This window comes from Streptomyces sp. NPDC043738 (assembly GCF_056436545.1).
This window is the reverse complement of the sequence record NZ_JBWKCJ010000001.1, coordinates 41,240-62,827: the sequence shown is the minus strand read 5'-3', so window position 1 is coordinate 62,827 and position 21,588 is coordinate 41,240. Positions and strand designations below refer to the sequence as shown.

Here is a 21,588-nt window from a genome sequence, read left to right as displayed (position 1 = left end):
CATCTCCCCCGTGGCGCGCCCAGGACTCCACCGCGATCACGACAGGAAAACTTGCAAGTTTGCCTGCCGTTATTTACGGTGGAGATATGCCGGAAAAGGACCAGGAACGCCTGGCGACGGATCTGGGCGCGACCGTCGCACAGCTGATGCGCCATCTGCGCGCCGCCTCGTCGCAGGGTGAACTGACACCGACCCAGCGCTCGGTGATCTCCCGGATCGACACCGGCGGACCGGCCACCATCGCGGCGCTGGCCCGCGCCGAGCTGGTGCGTCCGCAGTCCATGCGGCTGACCGTCGGCGCGCTGGAGGAGCGCGGGATGCTCGCCCGCAGCCCGCATCCGACCGACGGCCGCCAAGTGGTCTTCGCGCTCACCGACGAGGGCCGCCGGATGCTCGCCGCCGTACGGCAGGCCAAGCAGAACTGGCTCGCGGTGGCCATCGCCGAGCGGCTGAGCCCCGAGGAGCAGCGGACCCTGACGGCGGCGACCGTGCTGATCCGGCGGCTGATGCCGGAATGAGCGACCCGGCTGCCGCGGCAGCGGCCACACCCCGGACGGCCCCTGCCGCGCCGGAGGGCCCGGCCGGACCGGGCCGGCCCGCCGCTCCCGGCCGCGCCTTCGGCGCCCGCCTGATGACGCCGCTGCTGCTCGGCTCGCTGCTGAACCCCGTCAACTCGACGATGATCGCCACCGCCCTGGTGGCCATCGGGCGGGACTTCCACGTCGGCGCCGCCGACACCGCCTGGCTGATCTCGGCGATGTACCTCGCCAGCGCGGTGGGCCAGCCGGCGATGGGGCGGCTCGCCGACCGCGCCGGGCCGCGCCGGGTCTTCGTCGCCGGCGCGTCGGCCGTCTGCGCCGCGGGCCTCATCGGCGCCCTCGCGTCCGGCTTCGCGCTGCTGATCGTCTCCCGGGTCGTCCTCGGCATCGGCACCGCGGCCGCCTACCCCGCGGCGCTGGCGATCCTGCGCGCCGAGTCGCGCCGGACGGGGCGGCCGACCCCCCGGCCCGTCCTCGGACGGCTCTCGCTCGCCGCGCTGGGCAGCGCCGCCATCGGGCCCACGCTCGGCGGGCTGCTGGCGGCGACCGCGGGCTGGCGGGCGGTCTTCGCGGTCAACGTCCCGCTGGCGCTGCTCGCGCTCGCCGGCGCGCTCGCCTGGCTCCCGCCCGACCGGGGAACCGGGCGCGACGAGGCCGACGCCGGGCGCGACGAGAAGGGCACCAGGCGCGGCGAACCCTCCCCCGCCGGCCGCGCCGGCGCGCTCGACCCGCTGGGCATCGCCCTCTTCGCCGGCGCGCTGACCTGCGCGATGTTCTTCCTGCTGCGGCTGGACGAGCCACCGTGGCCGCTGCTGGCGCCCGCCGGCGTACTCGGCGCCGTCCTGGTGTGGTGGCAGCTGCGCCACCCGGAGCCCTTCATCGACCTGCGGATGCTCGCCCGCAACGGCGCGCTGGTCCGCACCTACCTGCGGCAGGGCCTGACGTATCTGGTCGTCTACTGCGTGCTCTACGGCTTCGGTCAGTGGCTGGAGCAGGCGCACGGCTACTCGCCGTTCCACGCCGGCCTGGTCATGCTGCCGATGTCCGTAGCGGCCGCGTGCTGCGCGCTGGCCGGCGCCCGGACGAAGGGGATCCGCGCCCCCCTGGCCGTCGCCGCGGGGTGTCTCGCCGCCGGCAGCGCGGTCTTCCTGCTGCTTGCGGGCTCCAGTCCGCTGATCGCGCTGCTGTGTGCCGGGGCGCTCTTCGGCATCCCCCAGGGCCTGGCGTCCACCGGCAACCAGGCCGCCGTCTACGCCCAGGCGCCGGCCGACGGCGTGGGCGCGGCCGCCGGGCTGCAGCGCACCGCCCAGTACCTCGGCGCGATCACCGCCGCCGGTCTGATCGGGCTGCTGTACGGGCAGCGCGCCTCGGACTCCGGTCTGCACGAGATCGCCCTGATCGGCATCGCACTGGCGCTGCCGCTGCTCGCCCTGACCCTCGCCGACCGCGCCCTGCGCCCCGGCCGCCGGCCATAGGTCCGCGCACCCCGGACCGCTCACGCTCCCCGCACACGCCTCTCCTCCGCACTCGGCACCACGTATCCACTCATCACCACGTATCCGCACTCATCACCACGACAGGGAGCACCCATGTCCGCCACCGCCCTCGATGCCCGCACCGCCCTGGTCCTGATCGACCTTCAAAAGGGCATCGCCGGGCTGCCCACCGCTCCGCTGCCCTCCGCCGAGGTCATCGAGCGCGGCGCGCGGCTGGCCGCCGCGTTCCGCGCCCGCGCGCTGCCCGTCGTCCTGGTGAACGTCACGGGCGGCGCACCGGGCCGTACGGAGTCCGCGCCGCGCGGCGGCACTCCGCCCGCCGACTGGGCCGAGCTGGTGCCCGAGCTCGGCCGCCAGCCCGGCGACATCACCGTCACCAAGCAGCAGTGGGGTGCCTTCCACGGCACGAACCTGGATCTGGAGCTGCGCCGGCGGGGCGTGACCCAGATCGTCCTCGCCGGCATCGCCACCAGCATCGGCGTGGAGTCCAGCGCCCGCGCCGCGCACGAGCACGGCTACCACGTCACGATCGCCACCGACGCGGTGACGGACCTGGACGAGGCGGCGCACCGCCACAGCCTGGAGAAGATCTTCCCTCGGCTCGGCGAGACCGACACGACCGAGACGATCATCGAGCTCCTCGGCTGAGGCGATGCGCCCGCCTCAGCGCCGGGCGCCGTCGAGCGGCCCCGGGTGTCCGGCCGGGCGCCGCTCGTGCCAGCGCAGATCGTCCTGGAGCTGGGCGGCCAGCGAGATCAGCCGTGGCTCCCCGTGGGCCGGGCCCAGGAGTTGGGCGCCCAGGGGAAGGCCGTCGGCGCTGAAGCCGGCGGGCACGCTCACGCCCGGCCAGCCGAGGACGTTCCACGGCCAGGCGTACGGGCAGGCGGCGATCATGGCCTGATCGGTACGCCAGCCGTTGAGCTTGGCCAGTGTGCCGATCCGCGGCGGCGGGGTGGCGGTGGTCGGCGTCAGCAGCACGTCGTAGGGGCCGAACAGGGCGCCGATGCGCCGCTGTTGGCGCTTCTCCACCAAACGGGCCCGACGCAGCACCGGCCCGCCGAGCAGCCGGCCCATCCGCGCCGCGCCCCGCGTACGGCGGTCCAGCAGGCTGCGGTCGGGCACCCGGGCCGCCCACTCCCCCAGTCCCGCGGTGGCGCGCGGGACGAAGGCCAGCCCGACCAGCCCGTAGTCGGGCTCCGCCTCCTCCACGAAGTGGCCGAGGCGGGCCAGGGTGCGGGCCACGCCGGTCACCGCGGCGCGTACGTCGGGGTGCAGCGGCTTGGCCGTGAACGTCGTGGCCGGCTTCCAGGACAGCGCGATCCGCAGCCGCCCCGGGTCGCGGCCGGCCGCCTGTCGCGCCGCGATGGCGGGCGGCCGGTGCAGATCCCCGGCGTGGTTGCCGCTGGCCACGTCCAGCAGCAGCGCCGCGTCCTCGACCGTGCGGGCCAGCGGGCCGATGCCGGTGATCCCCTGGAAGGACTCGGCGTCCGGCCAGGTGGAGATGCGGCCGCGCTGGGGCTTGATGCCGACGAGATGGGACCAGGCGGCGGGGATCCGGACCGAGCCGGCGCCGTCGGTGCCGAGCGCGGCGGGCACCAGCCCCGCCGCGACCGCGGCCGCCGAGCCGCCGGACGAGCCGCCCGGAGTGTGGGCGAGGTTCCACGGGTTGCGGGTGTCGCCGAAGGCCGGGCCCTCGGTGAACGGCCACTGCCCCAGCTCGCAGGCGTTGGTCTTGCCGACGATGATGGCGCCGGCCGCGCGCAGCCGCCGGACGACCTCGGCGTCGCGCTCCTTGACCGGGAACGCGCCGGCGCAGCCGAACGCGGTGGGCTCGCCCGCCACATCGGTGTCGTCCTTGACCGCGACGGGCACCCCGAGCAGCGGCAGCCGCTCCCCCGCCGCCAGCCGGCGGTCCGCCTCCGCGGCCTCCGCCATCGCCGCCTCGGCCCGTACCCGCTTGAAGGCGTTGACGGTGTCCTGCGTGGCCGCGATGCGCTCCAGCGACCGCCGCACCAACATGGTCGAGGTGACCCGGCCTTGGGCCAGCGCCCGCGCCTGCTCGGCCAGGCCCTCCCACTCGCCGGCTGCGACGTCCCGTGCCGGGGCCGGCCCGGTCTCCCTGTCCTGGCTCTCGTCAACGCTCACGCTGCGTGCCCTCCATGGGACCGCTCATTCGAACGAACGGTCCCATCAAGGCTAATCGTCGCCGCCGTGGCCATCAACGGCGCCGCGCGGCGCGGCACATCGACGACACACGGACGGCACACATCGGCCGGTCGGGTGCCGGTGCGTGGCCTCCGGCACCCGTTCCGGGAGCGTTACGACCGGTGTACGACCATCGCCGAGCCGCCGCCGCGGCGCACCTTCTCGGCCGCGGCCAGCCAGCGTCCGTCCGGCAGCCGCTGGACACCGGTCGCCGCGCCGATCTCCGGATTCTGCTTGAACGCGTGTCCGACCGCCTCGAGTTGCCGGCGGAGCGGGCTGTTCCACAGGGCGGGTTCGAGCTCGGTGGCCGCCGCGTTGCGCTGGCTGGCGCGGGGCGCGGCGATCGCGTCGACCAGCGGCATACCGCGGTCCAGGTGGTTCAGCAGCGTCTGCAGCACGGTGGTGATGATGGTCGAGCCGCCGGGCGAGCCGAGCGCCAGCACCGGCCGGCCGTGCTGGAGCACGATCGTCGGCGACATCGACGAGCGCGGCCGCTTGCCCGGACCCGGCAGATTGGGGTCGTGGACCGCGGGGTCGGCGGGCGCGAACGAGAAGTCCGTCAGCTCGTTGTTGAGCAGGAAGCCCCGGCCGGGGACCACGATGCCGCTGCCGCCGGTCTGCTCGATCGTCAGGGTGTAGGCGACGACGTTGCCCCACTTGTCGGCGACGGTCAGATGGGTGGTGTTCGGACCCTCGTACGTCGTCGGGGCGGCCTTGCCGGTGGCGCCGCAGCGCTGGGGGTGACGCGGGTCGCCGGGTGCGAGCGGGCTGGTCAGCGCCTTGTCGTCGGTGATCAGGCAGGCGCGGGAATCGGCGAACCGCTGCGAGGTCAGGCCCTTGGTGGGGACGTCCTCGTGGGCCGGGTCGCCGACCCAGCGGCCGCGGTCGGCGAAGGCGATCCGGCTGGCCTCGATGTAGCGGTGCAGATACTGCTTCTCGCTCAGCCGGGAGAGATCGGTCCGCTCCAGGATGTTCAGCGCCTCGGCGACGCTGGTGCCGCCGGAGGACGAGGGGGCCATGCCGTAGACGTCGAGGCCGCGGTAGGCCGTGCGGGTGGGCGCCTGGCTGAGCACCTCGTAGGTCCGCAGGTCGTTCGTGGTGAGGTCGCCGGGCCGCACCTTGCGGGTGGCGCCGGAGCGCACCGGTGGCTTGCGGACCGTGCGGACGATGTCCCGGGCCAGCTCGCCCTTGTAGAGCGCGCCCACTCCGCGCTCGGCCAACTCCGCGTAGGTGCGCGCGAGATCGGGGTTCTTCAGGGTCGAGCCGACCACCGGCAGCTTGCCGCCGGGCAGGAACAGGCCGGCACTGGCCGGGAAGTCCCTGAAGCGCGCCTCGTTGTCGGCGGTCTGCCGGCGGAAGGTCGCATCGACGGTGAAGCCGCGGGAGGCCAGCCGGCGGGCCGGGCGCAGTACGTCGCCGAGCGACCGGCTGCCCCACTTGTCCAGCGCGGCGTCCCAGGTGGCGGGGGTGCCGGGAGTGCCGACGCCCAGCCCGCTGGTGACGGCGTCGTCGAACGGGATCGGCTTGCCGTTCTCCAGGAACAGGTCCTTGCCGGCGGAGCCCGGTGCGGTCTCCCGGCCGTCGAGGGTGCGCACCGTCTTGGACCTGGCGTCGTAGTAGACGAAGTAGCCGCCGCCACCGATGCCCGCGGAGTAGGGCTCGGTGACGCCGAGGGCGGCGGCGGTGGCGACCGCGGCGTCGACGGCGTTGCCGCCCTTCTTGAGCACCGATATGCCGGCGGCCGAGGCGTCCGGGTCGACGCTGGAGACCGCCCCTCCGTAGCCGACGGCGACCGGCGTCTTGTCCGGTGTGGCGAGGGTGGCGCCGTCCCGGTCCGAGGTGGCCGGGCGCGGCGGTGCGGACTGGGCGACGGCCGGGACCGCCACCAGGGAGCCGGTCAGCGCGGCGGCCGCTCCCAGGACGGTGAGACGTCGGAATCTGGTCATAAGCGGGGTTTCCTCCACGGTGTGCGCGAGGGACGGCAGGGGCCGGAGCCTACTCGGGCGAACAGCGCGCCGACAGGGGGCATTTCGGGTGCTACCGGCCCCGGCCTCGAACGCACAACCGGAGAGCCGCTACGCTCCCCGGCCATGGATGACACCCTGCTGCTCCTGTCCGTCGCCCTCGCCGCCCTCGTCCTGGGCCTGGCGGCCGGCTGGGCCGGGCAATCGGCGGCGGTCCGCCGGAGGCTCGCCCGGGAACAGAGCTTCTTCGGGCTGCCGGAAGGCTCGGAGTGCGTACTGGTCACCCACCGGGACAGCTCCTCGGCCCACTGGAGCATCCCGCGCCATGACGCACTGGCGCTGCTGGGGCTGGCCGCGGTGGTGGAGACCTGCGGCGCGCACCCCGAGGTCGCCCCGCACGACACCGGCCTGCAGGGCTTCGGGGCGCGCACCGAATTCTGCGTCGGCGATCCCACCGCGCACCGCAGGCTGGCCGCCCATATGGCCAATCTGCTGCCGGGCATCGCGGTGCACCCGGGTGACGAATCCGGCGCGGGCCGCGGCACCTTCTCGGTCGGCGGCTCGACGTACCGGATGGAGCCCGGCGCGGTGGAGTACGTCCTGCTGGCCCGTCTGACGGCGGGCGAAGGCGGCCGCCCGGTGTTCCTGGCGGCCGGCCAGCGCCCGGTCACCCACCGGGCCGCGGTGCGCCACCTGGTACGCAACCGGGCCCGGCTGGCCCGTAAGCACGGCACGGACGGCCAGTTCTGCCTCCTGCTGAAGGTGGTCAACTCGCAGGCCTACGGGCCGGACGTCGTCGAGCTGGTCGCCGACGTCACCAAGGCCGCGATCACGCCCGCCGAGGTGAAGGGCCACCGGGCGACGGCCTGAGGCCGAGGCACCGCCGGGCGCCCGGGGTACGGCCGACCGGCCGAGCGGACGGGCGGCCGACCCGCTGATCTGCCAGGCTCGACGGCATGATCGCCGGCCTCCGTTCGACCGCCCAGCACTGGAGCGATCTGCTGCCGGTGCTGGCGGTGGTCCTGCTGGTCGTGACCTGGGGACGGTCGCTGCCGGGCGGTTTGGTCGCGCTCGTGTCGTGTTTCCTGGCCGCGGCGGTGCTGGCCGCGGTGCACCACGCCGAGGTGATCGCACTGCGCGTCGGTGAGCCGTTCGGGTCGCTGGTGCTCGCCGTCGCGGTGACCATCATCGAGGTGGCGCTGATCGTCACGCTGATGGCCGACGGCGGCGAGAAGAGCGCGACGCTCGCCCGGGACACCGTCTTCGCGGCGGTGATGATCACCTGCAACGGCATCGTCGGGCTGTCCTTGCTGGTCGGCGCGCTCAAGCGGAGGGTTGCCGTCTTCAACGCCGAGGGCACCGGCGCGGCACTGGCGACGGTCGCGACGGTCGCCGGACTGGGCCTGGCCCTGCCGACGTTCACCACCAGCGCTCCCGGCCCGCAGTTCTCCACCCCGCAGCTGGTCTTCGCCGCGCTGTCCGCGCTGATCCTCTACGGGCTGTTCGTGGCCACCCAGACCGTCCGGCACCGGGACTACTTCCTGCCGGTGACCACCTCCGGCGAGGTGATCGACACCGAGGAACACGCCGACCCGCCGTCGGCGCGGGCGGCGTGGAGCAGCCTGGGGCTGCTGGCGCTGGCGCTGATCGCGGTGGTGGGACTGGCGAAGGCGGTGTCGCCGACGATCGAGTCCGCGGTGATCGCGGCGGGTCTGCCGGCGTCGGTCGTGGGCATCGTCATCGCCCTGCTGGTGCTGCTGCCGGAGACCATCGCGGCGGTCCGCGCGGCCCGCCGCGACCGCGTCCAGACCAGCCTGAACCTCGGCCTCGGCTCGGCGATGGCCAGCATCGGCCTGACCATCCCCGCGGTCGCCCTCGCCACGGCCCGGCTGCCGGGGCCGCTGGTCCTGGGCCTGGGCCCCAGCCACCTGGTCCTGCTCGCGCTGACCGTGACGGTCGGCACCCTGACGGTGGTGCCCGGCCGCGCCACTGTGCTCCAGGGCGGTGTGCACCTCACGCTGCTGGCGGCCTACATCGTCCTGGCGGTGAGCCCGTAGACCCGGCCCGCCTGCCACGCCCTCGCCCTAGAGGCGATAGGGCACGTTGACCACGGTCACCCCCGGCGTGAACATCAGCCGTGCCGTGAGCCGCAGGGCGCTCTGGTTGTGCAGCGGCTGCTCCCACCAGTGGCCGACGATGAACTGGGGGATGACGACCGTGACGGCGGCACCGGGGTACCGCTCGCCGGCGCCGACCACGTAGTCGATCACCGGCTGGGTGAAGTCCCGGTAGGGCGAGCTGAGCACCTGCAGCGGTACGTCGATGTCATGGGCGTCCCACTGCGCGCGCAGGCCCGTCACATCGGCGGGATCGATCGCGACGGTCAGCGCCTCCAGTGAGGTGGCGCGCATCGTACGGGCGTAGCCCAGGGCCTTGAGCGTGGGCACGTGCAGATCGCTGACCAGCACCATCACCGCGTTCCCGGCCGGCGCCCAGGGCCGTGCGTCCGGGGTGGCCGACAGCTCCCGCGCGACCCGCTCGTAGTGCCGGTGCACCGCGCGCATCCCCAGGAACAGCGTCGGCATGGCGATCACCACGATCCAGGCGCCGTGCGTGAACTTGGTGATCAGGACGATGATCAGCACCAGCCCGGTGAGCACCGCGCCGACCGCGTTGATCGCCTGGGAACGGCGGCGCCGGGCCCGTTCGCGGGGCCGCAGCCCCGGGGCGGCCAGGACCGTCCGCCAGTGCCGGACCATGCCGGTCTGGGAGAGGGTGAAGGAGACGAAGACGCCGATGATGTAGAGCTGGATGAGGTGGGTCAGCTCGGCGTCGAAGAGGACGATCAGCCCGATCGCGGCGAGCGCGAGCAGGACGATGCCGTTGGAGAAGACCAGTCGGTCGCCGCGGTTGCGCAGCTGCCGGGGCGCGAAGCGGTCCTCGGCGAGGACCGACGCCAGCATGGGGAAGCCGTTGAAGGCGGTGTTGGCGGCGAGGATCAGCACGCCGGCCGTGAAGGCCTGCAGCAGGTAGAACAGGGCGGCGACGTCGCCGAAGGTGGCCCGGGCGATCTGGGCGAGCGCGGTGGAGGTCGGCGTGTCGGCCGGCAGCCCCAGCTCGGTGGGGTCCACCGCGACATGCACGTCGTAGAGCATGGCCAGGATCGTGATCCCGCCGAACATGGTGACGGAGAAGAACCCCATGACCAGCAGCGTGCTGGCGGCGTTGCGGCTCTTGGGCCTGCGGAACGCGGGCACGCCGTTGCTGATCGCCTCGACTCCGGTCAGCGCCGTGCAGCCGGAGGCGAAGGCGCGCATCCCCAGCAGTACCAGTGCCAGGCCCGTGTAGACCGATTCGGCGTGCAGCGGCAGGTCCGCGGACTCGGCACGGATCGTCGCGCCGGTGGCCATCCGTACGGCGGCGAACGCGAACATCAGGTAGACGAAGAAGACGAAGCCGTAGGTGGGGACCGCGAAGATCCGGCCCGACTCCCGGACCCCGCGCAGGTTCATCAGCGTCAGCAGCACCACGAACGTGACGGACAGCGCCACGTTGTGGCCGCCGAGGGAGGGGATCGCGGAGGTGATCGCGGCGACGCCGGAGACGACGGACACCGCGACGGTCAGCACGTAGTCGACGAGCAGCGCACTGGCCGCGGTGAGCGCCGCGCCCCGCCCGAGGTTCTGCGCGCTGACGAGGTAGGCGCCCCCGCCACCGGGATACGCGTAGCAGGTCTGCCGGTAGGAGGCGACCACGACGACCAGGACCAGGACGATGGCGGCCGCGGCGTACCAGGTCAGATGCAGCAGCGCGACCCCGCCCAGGCCCACGACCAGCAGGATCTCCTCGGTGGCGTAGGCGACCGAGGACAGCGGGTCGCTGCAGAAGATCGGTAGCGCCAGCCGCTTGGGCAGCAGCGTCTCGCCGAGCCGCGCACTGTCCAGCGGGCGGCCCACCATCATCCGCTTCGTCCTGGAGAAAAGGGGGGTCATAGCCGGACAAACTATGGTCCGCCGGAGGGGGCGGGAGGGAGGCTCGCGGAGCCGCGCCACGGCGGGAGCGGCCACCCGCCGCGCCGCCGACTCCGGCAATGGTTTATCGTTCAATCGCAGCGGGCTCTTCCCCCCTGCCCGCTGCGAGCCCCGGCCGGAATCCCCCGTTCGGCCGGGGCTCCCCCACTCCCCACCGGGTGCGCGCACCGTCCGGAGTCCGGGCGCGGCGACCTCTCAGCGCAGGTGCGACGCCCCGTTGACGTCCAGGACGGTCCCGGAGGACCAGAGCGCCTCCGGCGAGGCGAGGTAGTGCACGGCCGAGGCCACGTCCTCCGGCGACGCCACCCGCCCGAACGGGCTCTGCCCCCGGACCTCGTCGGTGAGGCGCTCCGCGACCCGCTCGGTCTGCACGAACCCGGGCGCCACCGACGCCACACCGATCCCGTACGGCGCCAGATGGACCGCCAGCGACTGCCCCATCGCGTGCAGCGCCGCCTTCGACGCGCCGTAGGCGGGATGGTCCGGCTCGCCGCGGAAGGCTCCCCGCGACCCGATGTTGATGATCCGCCCCTCCACCTCCCGCTCGATCATGTTGCGCGCCGCGCAGTAGCTGACGTTCGCCGCGCCCAGCAGGTTCACGTCCACGACCTGCCGCCAGGCGCGCTGCCACTCCTCGAACGACGTACGGTCCAGCGGGTGCGCCACATTCGCGGCGGCGTTGTTGACCAGGACATCGACGCCCCCGAGCCCGTCCACCGCCGCCCCGACGATCTCCGCCGCCCCCTCCGGCGTCCGCACATCGCCCTGCACCAGCACATGCCCGCCGCCCGCCAGCGCCCCGAAAGCGGCCTCGGCCGCCTCCCGGCGCGACGAGTAGTGCAGCGCGACGCGATCGCCGCCGGCCGCGAACAACTCGGCGACCGCACGTCCGATCCCCCGCGAAGCCCCCGTCACCAATACCGCCCGGCTCATCGGACGCCCTCCCTCAGCACATCGATCTCCGCCAGCCGTACCGAAACGATCTTATGGACACGATCCCGGGGAAGTGCGGGGGCCGCACGTGACGGACACGACCCGGGGGTGCACCATCACCCGGTCACTGCCTCGTCCGCCCACAGCAAGGGAGCCCACCATGCCGCCCGAGTCGTTCATCCGCCTTCGTGGCCGTCGCTTCGCCTTCCTGGACTTCGGCGGACCGGGACCTGCCGTCCTCGCCCTGCACGGTCATTTCGGGAGGGGGCGGATCTTCGCCCCGCTGGCGGCGGCACTGGCCGGGCGGTACCGCGTCGTCGCGCTCGACCAGCGCGCCCACGGCCTGTCCGACCACGGCGGCGGGCTCACCCCCGACGACTACGTCGAGGACGCGGCCGCCCTCTTACGCGCCCTGGATCTCGCGCCGGCCACGGTTCTGGGGCACTCCATGGGCGGGGCCGTCGCCTACCTCCTCGCCGAGCGCCACCCCGGCCTCGTCACCGCACTCGTCGTCGCCGACATGACCGTACGCAACGAGGAGCCCGAGACCCACCCCGTTCTCGACGTCTCGGGCTGGCCGCGCAGGGCGGCGTCGCGCGAGGACCTGCGAGCCGCGATCGAGGCACACGGCGTTCCCGACGCCGGCTACTTCCTCGACAGCGCCACGGAGTACGACGACGGCTGCGGACTGCTCTTCGACACCGCCGACATGATGGCCTCTCAACACGCCCTGACCGGGGACCACTCCGCCGCATGGGCCGCCTCCAGGCAGCCCGCCCTGCTGCTCAGGGCGAGCGAGAGCTTCGTCCTCACCGGCGAAACGGCCCGCCGGATGGCCCGGGAGCGGCCGGGTACGGAGCTGGTCGAACTCTCCGGCTGCGGACACTGGCTCTACGCCGACGACCCTGACGGGTTCGCCCACGCCGTTCGATCCTTCCTGGACCGCACCCACGCGCACCTCACCGACGCACCGGCGACGTGACCCCGAGAGCCGGGCCCGGCGACCTCCGCTTCCGCGGTTCGGTCGCCGGGCCCGGCCGAACGTCAACCCGCCTACGCCGTCACCGACTTGGCGAAGAGGCCGTAGAGCTTCTTGTAGGCGTCGTCCTGCGTGGGGATGAGCACGAGGACGCGGAGGGTCAGATGACCGCCCTTCGGGACGATGTGGATTCCCTCCGGCGGCGAGCCGAGGACGACGTTGCCGTCGGAGCCGTCGTTGATGACCATTCCCCAGAAGCTGGCCTCGAACTCCGAAGCCAGGACCGAACCGTCCGGGAGCTGGCCGAAGCCGACGTTCCAGTGCCGGACATCGGTTTCACCGGCGTACATGGTGACGTCGTAGGAGTAGATGTACTTTCCGGTCTGCCAGTCCTGCCAACTGGAATTGAACGTGTAGCCGACGGTGAGGTTCTGCTGGGCCACCGTGAAACGGACCGTGTCCGGTTCGGATTCCTGGCCGCCATGGACGGCCTTTACCGTCACACTGTGACTGCCCAGGCTCCAGCCGCCCTCGGGAGCGAAGGTCCATTTGTCGCCCGTCACCGGAGAGGTGCCGACCTGGGCGCTTCCGTCGACGAGAACCACCGATTCCGCGTTGAACGCGACACCGTCGACGGACACGCCGGGGTCGACTTCCGTACCGTCCTTGGGAGACCTGATGTCCACGACCGGCGTCGGGAGGATCACATAGAAGCTCCGGTATGCCCTGCCGGACTGCACGTCGTCCCGCACGGCGATGGCGGACAGGTCGTGCTGCCCGAGGCTCCAGTCGACGTCCGGGTCGTACTCCCACTTGCTGTCCTTGACCGGGCAGGTGCCCAACTGCTTGGCACCCTCGTACAGCAGCACCTGCTGCACGTCGGGCGCCGCGTTGCCGCGGATGGGCTGGCGGCGCTCCTGGGTCGTCGCGCCGGCCGCGGGAACGGTGAAGACCGGCGTCGGGACGGGCTGGACGAATGCGAGCGCCGACTGGGCCTGGTCGTTCCACGAGCCGGTCGGGCTGCCGGCGAGCGGGATCCTCGTCAGATCTGCGATCGACTCACCGGCCTTGACCGGTAACTGCGCCCCCTGCTGATTGGTCCGCGTGAAAAGGACGTTGTCGATTTCGGTGTTGTTGACGACGGCGCTCACACCGTCACCGCTCTGGTCGAATCCGTAGTCACTGAAGTTGTTCGCCGTCCCCTTGACCGGAATGACGAGAATCTTGTCCCGGTCTCCGCCCACGTTATAGTTGGCGTCGGCGAACAGGGAGAAGGCACCCGCCGGCGCCTTCTCCTTTCCTCGCCCGCGAATGACGTGTGGTTCGTCGGCGGCGGCGCCATTTCCGTTGACGGTCATATCCCGTCCTCTCTGTTGGGCGACTGTGCATGCGCATCGATGCCCACGGTCCACTCCGCAACAAACGCCCGAAAATTCGTATCAAATCAGTTCAGGCCATGGACACCGGCCGCGGGCCGTCGGCGCGGAGGGACGCCTCCTGTCCTCCGAAGGCCTTGCGGAGGGTTTCGCCGAACTCGGCGGGGTGCGTGGTCAGGCCGGTGTGTCCGCCGGGGAAGTGCCGGAATTCCGCGCCGAGGCGCTCGGCCAGGAAAGCGGCCGACCGGTAGGGCAGTTCGCCGCGGGAGTCCTGGCCGCCGGCCAGGACGAGCCGGTCCGAGAGTGCCTGGAGTCGGGGGACGTCCGGAGCGTAGGACATGAAGCGGGGCACGATGCGCCCGACGAAGTAGGGCAGGTTGGCCATGGTCTGCTCGGCCCGCGCCGCCGCCTGCGGCGGAAGCCTGAGCTCGGCCTTCGGCTCGGGGGTCGCCTCGTCCTTCTTCAGCCCCTCGGCGAACACCGCCATCGCCGGCATGAGTCCCTGCGTGTGGAACGTCTCCTGCACGCGCGCGACGAGCGCACGGTGTTCCAAGGCGTCGGGGAGGACCTCCACCACCGGAGGCTCGTGTGCCACGAGGCGTTCGACGCGGTCGGGGCGGGCGGTGAGCAGACACAGGGCGGCGATCGCGCCCGAGCTGGAGCCGAACACCCGGGCCGGCTCACCGGGCGACAGCAGCTCCAGCAGGCGAAGCGCGTCGTCGGCGTGCTCGGCCACGCGCTGCTCGGCCTCGGGGTCGTCCAGTGCGCTGCGGGACATTCCGCGGGGGTCGTAGGTCGCGACGGTGTATTCGGCGGCCAGGTCGTCGGCGATGCCGTCGAAGGCGGCCGCTCCGCCCGCCCCTCCGGGTATCAGCAGCAGAAGCGGGCCCCGGCCGCGCACTTCGTAGTGCAGGGTCGCGCCGTTCACGCGCAGGCGGCCGATGGTGGGGGCGGTCATCAGGAGTCTCCTTCGTTCAGCGGGGGCCAGTGCTCCAGGAGGGAGTGCAGGGCGTCCAGGGCGCGGACCCAGGAGTGCTGCGGCGAGCGCTGGTGCGCGAACCCGCCCGCGGCCTCCAGGGCGACGAACCCGTGGAAGGTGCTGCGCAGCAACCGGACCGCGTCGGTCAGATCGGGCTCGGCCAGCCCGTAGCCGCGCAGCATGCCGTAGGTCAGCTCGACGGCGCGTCGCGGTCCTGGGGCTGCGGCGGCCAGTTCGGGATCGATCTGGAGGGGCGTCTGCGTCGCCATGTAGCGGCCCGGGTGCGCGTGGGCGTACTCCCGCCAGGCGTCGGCGAACGCGACCAGCGCGTCCTTGCCCGAGCGTCCGGCGGTCGCCTCCGCGATACGGATGGTCTTCTCGTCCGCCGCCAGCAGGGCGATCCGGCCGCGCAGATCCTCCAGACCGCGCACGTGTGTGTACAGGCTCGCGTCCTTCACGCCGAGCCGCCGCGCCACCTGCGACATGGTCACCTGATCCAGCCCGACCTCGTCCGCCAGCTCGGCGCCCGCGATCGTCACCCGCTCCGCCGTCAGCCCGGCCCGTGCCATACGCCCACTCCTTCCTAGGGGTATTAGGTTTACCCTAGGAGCCCTAGGAAAACAATCGGGAATCGGACGAGACGGGAGGAAGGAGGGGAGGCAGAGAGGGGGCGGAAGGAGGGGAGAAAGCAGGCGGAAGGAGGGAGGGGGACGCGGCGCGTGCGTCGTGGCGCCGGCGCCGATCTGCGGGCGCCCCGGCCTCGTCCGATCATCGAACCATGGCCCCCACCGCCGAGCACGGCTCGACCCCGTACCCCGTGATCCGGCCGATGCTGGCCACGGTCGGGCCGCTGCCCGACGAGGACGAGGAGGCGGCCTGGGCGTTCGAGGCCAAGTGGGACGGCGCGCGCTGCATCGTCAACACTCCCGGAGACGGCACGCTCCGGCTGGTCACACGGGCGGGCAACGACGCGACCGGCACCTACCCGGAGCTGGCGCCGCTGGGCGAGCAGTTGCGGGGCCGGCCGGCGGTGCTCGACGGCGAGGTGGTGGTGCTGGACGCGCGCGGACGGCCGGACTTCGGGCTGCTGCAGCGGCGGATGGGTGTGGTGAACCCGCGGCGTACGGCCCGGCTGGCCATGGAGCACCCCGTACACCTGATCCTCTTCGACATCATGTACCTGGGCGCCTCGCTGCTCGGCTCGCCGTATCACGAGCGCCGGGCGGTGCTGTCCGGACTGCGGCTGCGCGGCCCCAACTGGTCCGCGCCCGCCTACCTCCGGGGCCATGCGCAGCAGGCGTGGGAGGCCTCGCTGCAGGGCGGGCTCGAAGGGGTCGTGGCGAAGCGGCTGAACTCGGCGTATCTGCAGGGTGTCCGGTCACCCGAGTGGCGCAAGACGAAGCATCTGCTGACCCTCGACGTGGTCATCGGCGGCTGGACGGAGGGGCACGGCGTGCTCGCGGGGCTGCCCGGTTCCGTCCTGGCGGGCGTGGCGGAACCAGCCGGGCTGCGGTACGTCGGCTCCGTGGGCTCGGGGCTGTCGGACCGGGAACGGCGGGAGCTGGCGCAGTACCTGGCGGTGATCCCGATGGACCGTTCGCCGTTCATCAACCCTGTGGACGCCATGGGCGCGCACTGGGCCGAGCCCCGGCTGGTCGCCGAGGTCACGCTCACCGGCTGGACCTCGGCCGGGCGGCTGCGGCACCCGATCTGGCATCGGCTGCGGCCCGATCTGACACGTCTGGGCTGAGGCGGGGGCAGGGACGGCTGCCCCCGGAATGGCCCGGGAACGGGGCGGAGGGCCCCGTCAGGTCACGGGCGGCAGAACGCCGCCGTGGTGACCGAGCCGCCGTCGTTCTCGTCGTCGGTGCCGAGGATGCCCGTGCTCGAACCCGGCAGGCAGGCCAGCGCCTCGATCTTGTGCCCGGCGAACGTGGCGAGCCGGTCCGGCGTACCGGACAGCCGCAGCTCGGCCTCGCCGTCGTCGCGGACGACGAGGCGCCCGGCGGCATAGAGCGCGGAGGCGTACGGGCCGTCGTCGCCGGGATCCGAGGCCGACGACACCGTCAGCCCGCCGCGGGCGGAGAGTTCCACATCGGAGACGTGACGCACGTTCTCGGCGGGGTAGGGCACGCTGAATTCCGCGGAATCGGGCTTGCCGAATGCGTCGGTGGCCGGATTCCAGGTCGCCGCGGTCAGCTTCGCCGGGCGGTCGTCGCCACCCCGGTCCGCCCAGACCGCGACGACGGCGCCGCGGGCGGTGCGGGCCAGCGCGAATCCCTCGTAGTTGCCGTCCGGCGAAATGCCCGGCAGCCGGAATTCATGGATGACGCGTACGGCGTCCCTTTCCCGGCGGATGCGGTACGCCGTTCCGTCGCTGGCAAGGGCCACGTACTCGCGCTCCCGCCCCGGCACGGCGTCGATCGCTTCCAGGTCGACGGGGGGCTCACCCTGCCAATCGACCGCCCGCACCCGCGGTTTCGCGTGCCGGTGGTACCGCACGGCGACCAGCCGCTGCTGCCCGGGCTCCTTGTTGTCGCGCACGGCGAGGGCGTCGACCGTGTCGCCGTGCCCACCGTCGACCACGATGCCGCTGACACCGGCGGTGATGCCGTCCCCGACCCGCTGCCAGTCGTCCGCCGGCAGCCCACCGGAAGCCGGCGCGAGGAGCGTGGCGCCGGCTATGACCGCAGTGATTACTTTCTTGATCATCGGCCGAGTGTAGGGCGGATTCCGAGGTTACCGACGAGTGATCGACGGGCACTTCGTAAAGATTCAACGACCGTCATCCACCGCCGTCAGCCATTTCCCTATTTCCTCCGGGATGCCCATCGGGACCACCATTCCGCCGTCGATCCGTATCAATCCGTATCGATCCGAACGATCGGCGCGACAATGACAGGGGGCGCCATATCCGGTATGTCGATATCCGGTATGTCGCCGGTCCGCGCGATGCGCCGGGCGGCTGACGCACCGGGACGGCAGCGCCGGTTCGGGAAGGCTCGACAAGAGCAGCCACCCACCCCCGGACGGAAAGGAGCCGGTGATGCCCCACGCCACCGAGGGCGACGCGAGGTGCGGCAACACCGAGTACGGCAGAGCGCCCTTCAAGCGCTCCCGGAGTCACTTCGCGGACCGCATCACGGCGGACGGCCGCGACGGCTGGCCGGTCGAGGCCGGCCGCTACCGGCTGGTGGCGAGCCGCGCCTGCCCCTGGGCGAGCCGCGCCGTCATCGTGCGGCGGCTGCTCGGTCTGGAGGACGCGCTCTCGCTCGCCATCCCCGATCCGCTCCAGGACGACCGCAGCTGGCGCTTCACCCTGGATCCGGACGGACGCGACCCCGTCCTCGGCATCCGCTTCCTCAGCGAGGCCTACGACGCCCGCGAGAAGGGCTACCCGGGCGGGGTCAGCGTCCCCGCCGTCGTCGACGTGCCCAGCGGCAAGCTCGTCACCAACGACTTCCAGCAGATCACCCTGGACCTGTCGACACAGTGGACGGCGCTGCACCGGCCGGGCGCTCCGGACCTGTATCCGCAGCGGCTGCGCGAGGAGATCGACGTCGTCATGGCGGGTGTCTACCGGGACGTCAACAACGGCGTGTACCGGGCCGGTTTCGCCACGACCCAGAGCGAGTACGACGCCGCCTTCCGCGATCTCTTCCGGCGGCTGGACCTGCTGTCGGAGCGGCTGTCCGAGCAGCGCTACCTCGTGGGCGACACCCTCACCGAGGCCGACGTCCGGCTGTTCACCACGCTGGTCCGCTTCGACGCCGTCTACCACGGCCACTTCAAGTGCAACCGGTTCAAGCTGGCCGAGGCCCCGGTGCTGTGGGCGTACGCCAGGGACCTCTACCAGACGCCGGGCTTCGGCGACACCGTCGACTTCCACCACATCAAGCAGCACTACTACCGGGTGCACACCGGCATCAACCCGACCGGCATCGTCGGCCTGGGCCCGGACCTGTCCGGCTGGCTGACGCCGCACCGCCGCGAGGAGTTGGGCGGCCGGCCGTTCGGCGACGGCACCCCGCCGGGCCCGGTACCGCCGGCCGAGGAGGTACCGCCGAGCGGCCGCCCCGAGCACCTCCGCCTCGGCTCCTGACCGGCCGCCCCGGCTCCCCGCCCGCCTGACCGGCACGCCCGTACCGTGAGACCCTGAGAACACAGGGACTGTGAACTCCACGAGATCCACGCGAGGAGTGAGCCCGATGAGGATGGTTCTGACGGCCCGCATACCTACCGAAGTGGGCAACGAACTGATCAAGAACGGCGCCCTGCCGAAGATCATGGAGACGGCGATCGCCGCGCTGCAACCGGAGGCGGCCTACTTCACCCTCGACGGCGGCGACCGTGCCTGCTTCTACTACTTCGACATGCAGCAGTCGTCCCAGATGCCGGCCCTGGTGGAGTCGTTCTTCATGGATTTGCACGCCAAGGTCACCCTCCAGCCGGTGATGAACGCGGACGACCTGCGCAGGGGGCTCGGTGAGCTGATGAGCGGCACCTGAGCGCCCCGGCCGGTGCTGCCGCCGCCCGCCCGCGTCACTCCGGTCCGGCGTCCTCCGGTGTGCCGCGGGCCAGTTCGCCGAGCACGCCCAGCGCCTCGGCCAGCGCGTCCAGGGGCGGCGACGCGAGTGCCAGCCGCACGGCGTTGGGTGTGTGGCCCGCGCCCACCGCGAACGCTCCCGACGGTGTGACGGCGATCCCGCGACGCGCGGCCGCCGCGACGAAGGTGTCGGCGCGCCATGGCTCCGGCAGCTCCCACCAGCAGTGGTACGCCTGCGGATCGGCTCGCACCCGGAAGCCGGCCAGCTGTTCGGCGGCGATCCGCTGGCGTGCCGCCGCGTCCCGGCGCTTGTCCGCTTCGACGGCCGCCGCGGTGCCGTCGGCCATCCAGCGGGTCGCGGCGTCGAGCGCGAAGCGGGCGGCCGTCCAGGCCCCCGACCGCAGCGCCGTCGCCACGTCCAGGGTGAGGGCCGCGGGCACCGTGAGGAACCCCAGGGACAGGCCGGGGGCGAGCCGCTTGGACAGGCTGTCGACGACCACGGTGCGTTCCGGCGCCAGCGCCGCGAGCGGCGGCAGGTCGTCGCGGAGGAATCCGTAGATGGCGTCCTCGATGACGTGGATACCCAACTCCCCGACCACCGCGGCGAGTTCCCGGCGTCGCGGGTCGGGCATCGTGATGCCCAGCGGGTTGTGCAGGGCCGGCTGGAGGTAGACGGCGCGCAGGGGGGCGGCCGCGCGGAGCGCCTCGGCCGTCAGGCCGTGCTCGTCCATGGCGAGGGGTACCGGCGTGACGCCCAGGCGGGCCGCGATGCCCTTGACGACGGGGTAGGTGAGGGATTCGACGCCGAGCCGCTCGCCGGCCGGAACCAGCGAGGCGATCGCGGCGGCCAGCGCCTGCCGGCCGTTGCCGGCGAAGAGCAGCCGCCGGGGGTCCGGGGCCCAGCCGGCACGGGCGAGGTGCGCCGCCGCGGCCTGCCGGGCCGCGGGCGTACCGGCGGCGCCCACCGGGCGGAGCGCGTCGGCCAGGGCGTCGGGGCGCAGCAGATGCTCAAGGCTCCTGCCGAGCAGGGCGGGGTGCTCCGGCAGCACCGGGAAGTTGAGCTCCAGGTCGATCCTGGCGTCGCCCGGCTCGGCGAGCGCGGGCTCGGCCGACGGGGCGGCGGTGCGTACGAACGTGCCGCGGCCGACCTCGCCCACCGTCAGCCCCCGTCGGCCCAACTCCCGGTACACCCGGGCCGCCGTCGAGCCGGCGATCCGCCGGTCGCGGGCGAACCGGCGCAGCGGCGGCAGCCGGTCGCCGGGCCGGAGCCGGCCGGCGGCGATCTCCGCCGCCAGCTCGTCGGCGATCACGCGATAGTCGTCCATCACTCTTCCCCCTCCTCCTCGAACAAGCCCGTCAGGCACCCGGGCCGGTCGCTCACGCGAGCCCGCCCTCCTCGGCGAGAGCTCCCTCGACGAGCACCTTACGCGACATTGCACCGAGATCATTATTTATATTGCACCGAGAGATTGCCCCTCATAGCATCGAGGAACCACTGAGCGGCAGAGGGGATGCGCGGCATGGGATCGGCCCGATTCGCAGAGATCAACGTCGGATACGAGGACGAGGGCAGCGGCGAGCCGCTGGTGCTCCTGCACGGCCACCCGTTCGACCGCACGATGTGGCGCCCGCAGATCGCACACTTCAGCCGGGCCGGATGGCGGGTGATCGCCCCGGATCTGCGCGGCTACGGCGAGAGCTCCGTCGTACCCGGCACGACCCCGCTGGAGACCTTCGTCCGCGACACCGTCGCCCTGCTCGACCGTCTGGGCATCGAGCGCTTCGTGCTCGGCGGACTGTCCATGGGCGGCCAGATCGTCATGGAGTTCTGGCGGCTCCTCCCGCACCGGATCCGGGCCATGGTGCTCGCGGACACCTTCCCCGCGGCGGAGACCGAGGCCGGCAAGGCCACCCGCCGCGACATGGCCGAGCGGCTCCTGCGCGAGGGGATGTCCGGCTACGCACACGAGGTCCTGCCGAAGATGATCTCGCCGCGCACCATCGCCGCACGGCCGGACATCGCCCGGCACGTCCTGGGGATGATGACGGGCACGCCGCCCGAGGGCGCGGCGGCGGCCCTGCGCGGCCGCGCCGAACGCCCCGACTACACGGCGCTGTTGTCGCGGATATCGGTTCCGGTACTGGTGGCGGTCGGCGCGGAGGACGCGTACACCCCGGTCAGCGACGCCCGCGACATCCACCGGCGCGTTCCGCACGCCCAGTTGACGGTGGTCGAGCAGGCGGCACACATGCCGAACCTGGAGCGGGCGGACGAGTTCAACGCCGCGCTGGAGGCCTTCCTCACCACCCTGCCACGGACCGCCTGACGGCAGGACGCGGCGAGGCGGGGCCCGTCTCCCCGATCCCCGTCGACCCCTCGCCCGTACGCCGGCAGCGCCGCATGCGGCAGCACCGAAGCGCCGGAGGAGTCCGTGAACTCCCTTGCCGGCGCGGCGAATCGGCGCCTGATGCGCTCGGCCCCGGCGGCCCCCTGGCCGATCACGGTCTGACCGATCGTCGCCACTCCCGCCGCCGCGCCG

The 21,588-nt window shown here is 72.8% G+C and carries 19 protein-coding genes; 10 read left to right on the top strand and 9 right to left on the bottom strand.

Annotated elements, in window-relative coordinates; all coding sequences use genetic code 11:
- Window positions 1-86: 86 nt before the first annotated feature.
- The 3 genes from AC0680_RS00275 to AC0680_RS00265 all read left to right on the top strand — a co-directional run bounded on the left by AC0680_RS00275 (window position 87) and on the right by AC0680_RS00265 (window position 2,683).
- Complete coding sequence (locus tag AC0680_RS00275; protein WP_478623464.1) at window positions 87-518, top strand: MarR family winged helix-turn-helix transcriptional regulator; 432 nt, start codon at window positions 87-89, stop codon at window positions 516-518.
- Entirely contained in the window at window positions 515-2,014 is a 1,500-nt protein-coding gene (locus tag AC0680_RS00270; RefSeq protein WP_478623462.1) for an MFS transporter, read from the top strand. Before AC0680_RS00275 ends, AC0680_RS00270 begins: the two co-directional genes overlap by 4 nt.
- 114 nt (window positions 2,015-2,128) lie before the next feature.
- On the top strand, window positions 2,129-2,683 hold the full coding sequence (locus AC0680_RS00265) for an isochorismatase family protein (protein WP_478623460.1): 555 nt from the start codon (window positions 2,129-2,131) through the stop codon (window positions 2,681-2,683).
- Between the two features lie 15 nt (window positions 2,684-2,698).
- On the opposite strand, the gene AC0680_RS00260 is transcribed toward AC0680_RS00265, so the two are convergent.
- Window positions 2,699-4,180, bottom strand: a complete 1,482-nt coding sequence (locus AC0680_RS00260; RefSeq protein ID WP_478623458.1) for an amidase — start codon at window positions 4,178-4,180, stop codon at window positions 2,699-2,701.
- 173 nt (window positions 4,181-4,353) lie between these two features.
- Window positions 4,354-6,186 (bottom strand): gamma-glutamyltransferase, encoded by a 1,833-nt coding sequence (gene ggt / locus AC0680_RS00255; protein WP_478623456.1) that lies wholly within the window; start codon window positions 6,184-6,186, stop codon window positions 4,354-4,356.
- A 144-nt stretch (window positions 6,187-6,330) separates the two neighbouring features.
- On the opposite strand from ggt, the gene AC0680_RS00250 reads away from it, so the two are divergent.
- Both AC0680_RS00250 and AC0680_RS00245 read left to right on the top strand, forming a co-directional pair.
- Complete coding sequence (locus AC0680_RS00250; protein ID WP_478623454.1) at window positions 6,331-7,074, top strand: hypothetical protein; 744 nt, start codon at window positions 6,331-6,333, stop codon at window positions 7,072-7,074.
- Window positions 7,075-7,160: 86 nt separating this feature from the next.
- Entirely contained in the window at window positions 7,161-8,261 is a 1,101-nt protein-coding gene (locus AC0680_RS00245) for a calcium:cation antiporter (RefSeq protein ID WP_478623452.1), read from the top strand.
- A gap of 27 nt (window positions 8,262-8,288) precedes the next feature.
- On the opposite strand, the gene AC0680_RS00240 is transcribed toward AC0680_RS00245, so the two are convergent.
- Together AC0680_RS00240 and AC0680_RS00235 are read right to left on the bottom strand one after the other, a co-directional pair.
- Window positions 8,289-10,196, bottom strand: a complete 1,908-nt coding sequence (locus AC0680_RS00240) for an APC family permease (RefSeq protein WP_478623450.1) — start codon at window positions 10,194-10,196, stop codon at window positions 8,289-8,291.
- 234 nt (window positions 10,197-10,430) lie between these two features.
- Window positions 10,431-11,168, bottom strand: coding sequence for an SDR family NAD(P)-dependent oxidoreductase (locus tag AC0680_RS00235; protein WP_478623448.1), 738 nt, complete (start codon window positions 11,166-11,168; stop codon window positions 10,431-10,433).
- Between the two features lie 160 nt (window positions 11,169-11,328).
- On the opposite strand from AC0680_RS00235, the gene AC0680_RS00230 reads away from it, so the two are divergent.
- Window positions 11,329-12,150 carry an alpha/beta fold hydrolase gene (locus tag AC0680_RS00230; RefSeq protein ID WP_478623446.1) on the top strand — a complete coding sequence of 274 codons (822 nt, stop codon included), beginning with the start codon at window positions 11,329-11,331 and terminating at the stop codon, window positions 12,148-12,150.
- 71 nt (window positions 12,151-12,221) lie between these two features.
- Here the strand turns inward: AC0680_RS00230 and AC0680_RS00225 are convergent, their stop codons facing one another.
- From AC0680_RS00225 to AC0680_RS00215, 3 genes are all read right to left on the bottom strand, one after another.
- Complete coding sequence (locus tag AC0680_RS00225) at window positions 12,222-13,505, bottom strand: Ig-like domain-containing protein (protein ID WP_478623444.1); 1,284 nt, start codon at window positions 13,503-13,505, stop codon at window positions 12,222-12,224.
- Between the two features lie 91 nt (window positions 13,506-13,596).
- Window positions 13,597-14,481 (bottom strand): alpha/beta fold hydrolase, encoded by an 885-nt coding sequence (locus tag AC0680_RS00220; RefSeq protein ID WP_478623442.1) that lies wholly within the window; start codon window positions 14,479-14,481, stop codon window positions 13,597-13,599.
- A complete protein-coding gene (locus tag AC0680_RS00215) occupies window positions 14,481-15,071 on the bottom strand; it encodes a TetR/AcrR family transcriptional regulator (RefSeq protein ID WP_478623440.1) in 591 nt (196 codons plus the stop codon). Before AC0680_RS00215 ends, AC0680_RS00220 begins: the two co-directional genes overlap by 1 nt.
- 209 nt (window positions 15,072-15,280) lie before the next feature.
- On the opposite strand from AC0680_RS00215, the gene ligD reads away from it, so the two are divergent.
- Complete coding sequence (gene ligD, locus AC0680_RS00210; RefSeq protein ID WP_478623438.1) at window positions 15,281-16,252, top strand: non-homologous end-joining DNA ligase; 972 nt, start codon at window positions 15,281-15,283, stop codon at window positions 16,250-16,252.
- Window positions 16,253-16,314: 62 nt separating this feature from the next.
- Here ligD and AC0680_RS00205 read toward each other — a convergent pair whose 3' ends face one another.
- Window positions 16,315-17,214, bottom strand: a complete 900-nt coding sequence (locus tag AC0680_RS00205) for a hypothetical protein (protein WP_478623436.1) — start codon at window positions 17,212-17,214, stop codon at window positions 16,315-16,317.
- A 334-nt stretch (window positions 17,215-17,548) separates the two neighbouring features.
- Here AC0680_RS00205 and AC0680_RS00200 point away from each other — a divergent pair, with 334 nt between their 5' ends.
- On the top strand, window positions 17,549-18,604 hold the full coding sequence (locus tag AC0680_RS00200) for a glutathione S-transferase family protein (RefSeq protein ID WP_478623434.1): 1,056 nt from the start codon (window positions 17,549-17,551) through the stop codon (window positions 18,602-18,604).
- Between the two features lie 106 nt (window positions 18,605-18,710).
- Window positions 18,711-19,010, top strand: a complete 300-nt coding sequence (locus AC0680_RS00195; RefSeq protein WP_384436136.1) for a hypothetical protein — start codon at window positions 18,711-18,713, stop codon at window positions 19,008-19,010.
- A 34-nt stretch (window positions 19,011-19,044) separates the two neighbouring features.
- On the opposite strand, the gene AC0680_RS00190 is transcribed toward AC0680_RS00195, so the two are convergent.
- Window positions 19,045-20,373, bottom strand: coding sequence for an aminotransferase-like domain-containing protein (locus AC0680_RS00190; RefSeq protein ID WP_478623432.1), 1,329 nt, complete (start codon window positions 20,371-20,373; stop codon window positions 19,045-19,047).
- Window positions 20,374-20,568: 195 nt separating this feature from the next.
- On the opposite strand from AC0680_RS00190, the gene AC0680_RS00185 reads away from it, so the two are divergent.
- Window positions 20,569-21,375: an alpha/beta fold hydrolase gene (locus tag AC0680_RS00185; RefSeq protein ID WP_478623430.1), complete on the top strand. Its 807-nt coding sequence runs from the start codon at window positions 20,569-20,571 to the stop codon at window positions 21,373-21,375.
- Window positions 21,376-21,588: the final 213 nt, after the last annotated feature.

Excerpts from the sequence above, each read along its gene's own strand:
- AC0680_RS00275 (WP_478623464.1), top strand. The coding sequence starts at position 87 with ATGCCGGAAAAGGACCAGGAACGCCTGGCGACGGATCTGGGCGCGACC.
- AC0680_RS00270 (WP_478623462.1), top strand. The coding sequence starts at position 515 with ATGAGCGACCCGGCTGCCGCGGCAGCGGCCACACCCCGGACGGCCCCT.
- AC0680_RS00265 (WP_478623460.1), top strand. The coding sequence starts at position 2,129 with ATGTCCGCCACCGCCCTCGATGCCCGCACCGCCCTGGTCCTGATCGAC.
- ggt (WP_478623456.1), bottom strand. The coding sequence starts at position 6,186 with ATGACCAGATTCCGACGTCTCACCGTCCTGGGAGCGGCCGCCGCGCTG.
- AC0680_RS00250 (WP_478623454.1), top strand. The coding sequence starts at position 6,331 with ATGGATGACACCCTGCTGCTCCTGTCCGTCGCCCTCGCCGCCCTCGTC.
- AC0680_RS00245 (WP_478623452.1), top strand. The coding sequence starts at position 7,161 with ATGATCGCCGGCCTCCGTTCGACCGCCCAGCACTGGAGCGATCTGCTG.
- AC0680_RS00240 (WP_478623450.1), bottom strand. The coding sequence starts at position 10,196 with ATGACCCCCCTTTTCTCCAGGACGAAGCGGATGATGGTGGGCCGCCCG.
- AC0680_RS00235 (WP_478623448.1), bottom strand. The coding sequence starts at position 11,168 with ATGAGCCGGGCGGTATTGGTGACGGGGGCTTCGCGGGGGATCGGACGT.
- AC0680_RS00230 (WP_478623446.1), top strand. The coding sequence starts at position 11,329 with ATGCCGCCCGAGTCGTTCATCCGCCTTCGTGGCCGTCGCTTCGCCTTC.
- AC0680_RS00225 (WP_478623444.1), bottom strand. The coding sequence starts at position 13,505 with ATGACCGTCAACGGAAATGGCGCCGCCGCCGACGAACCACACGTCATT.
- AC0680_RS00220 (WP_478623442.1), bottom strand. The coding sequence starts at position 14,481 with ATGACCGCCCCCACCATCGGCCGCCTGCGCGTGAACGGCGCGACCCTG.
- AC0680_RS00215 (WP_478623440.1), bottom strand. The coding sequence starts at position 15,071 with ATGGCACGGGCCGGGCTGACGGCGGAGCGGGTGACGATCGCGGGCGCC.
- ligD (WP_478623438.1), top strand. The coding sequence starts at position 15,281 with ATGGCCCCCACCGCCGAGCACGGCTCGACCCCGTACCCCGTGATCCGG.
- AC0680_RS00205 (WP_478623436.1), bottom strand. The coding sequence starts at position 17,214 with ATGATCAAGAAAGTAATCACTGCGGTCATAGCCGGCGCCACGCTCCTC.
- AC0680_RS00200 (WP_478623434.1), top strand. The coding sequence starts at position 17,549 with ATGCCCCACGCCACCGAGGGCGACGCGAGGTGCGGCAACACCGAGTAC.
- AC0680_RS00195 (WP_384436136.1), top strand. The coding sequence starts at position 18,711 with ATGAGGATGGTTCTGACGGCCCGCATACCTACCGAAGTGGGCAACGAA.
- AC0680_RS00190 (WP_478623432.1), bottom strand. The coding sequence starts at position 20,373 with ATGGACGACTATCGCGTGATCGCCGACGAGCTGGCGGCGGAGATCGCC.
- AC0680_RS00185 (WP_478623430.1), top strand. The coding sequence starts at position 20,569 with ATGGGATCGGCCCGATTCGCAGAGATCAACGTCGGATACGAGGACGAG.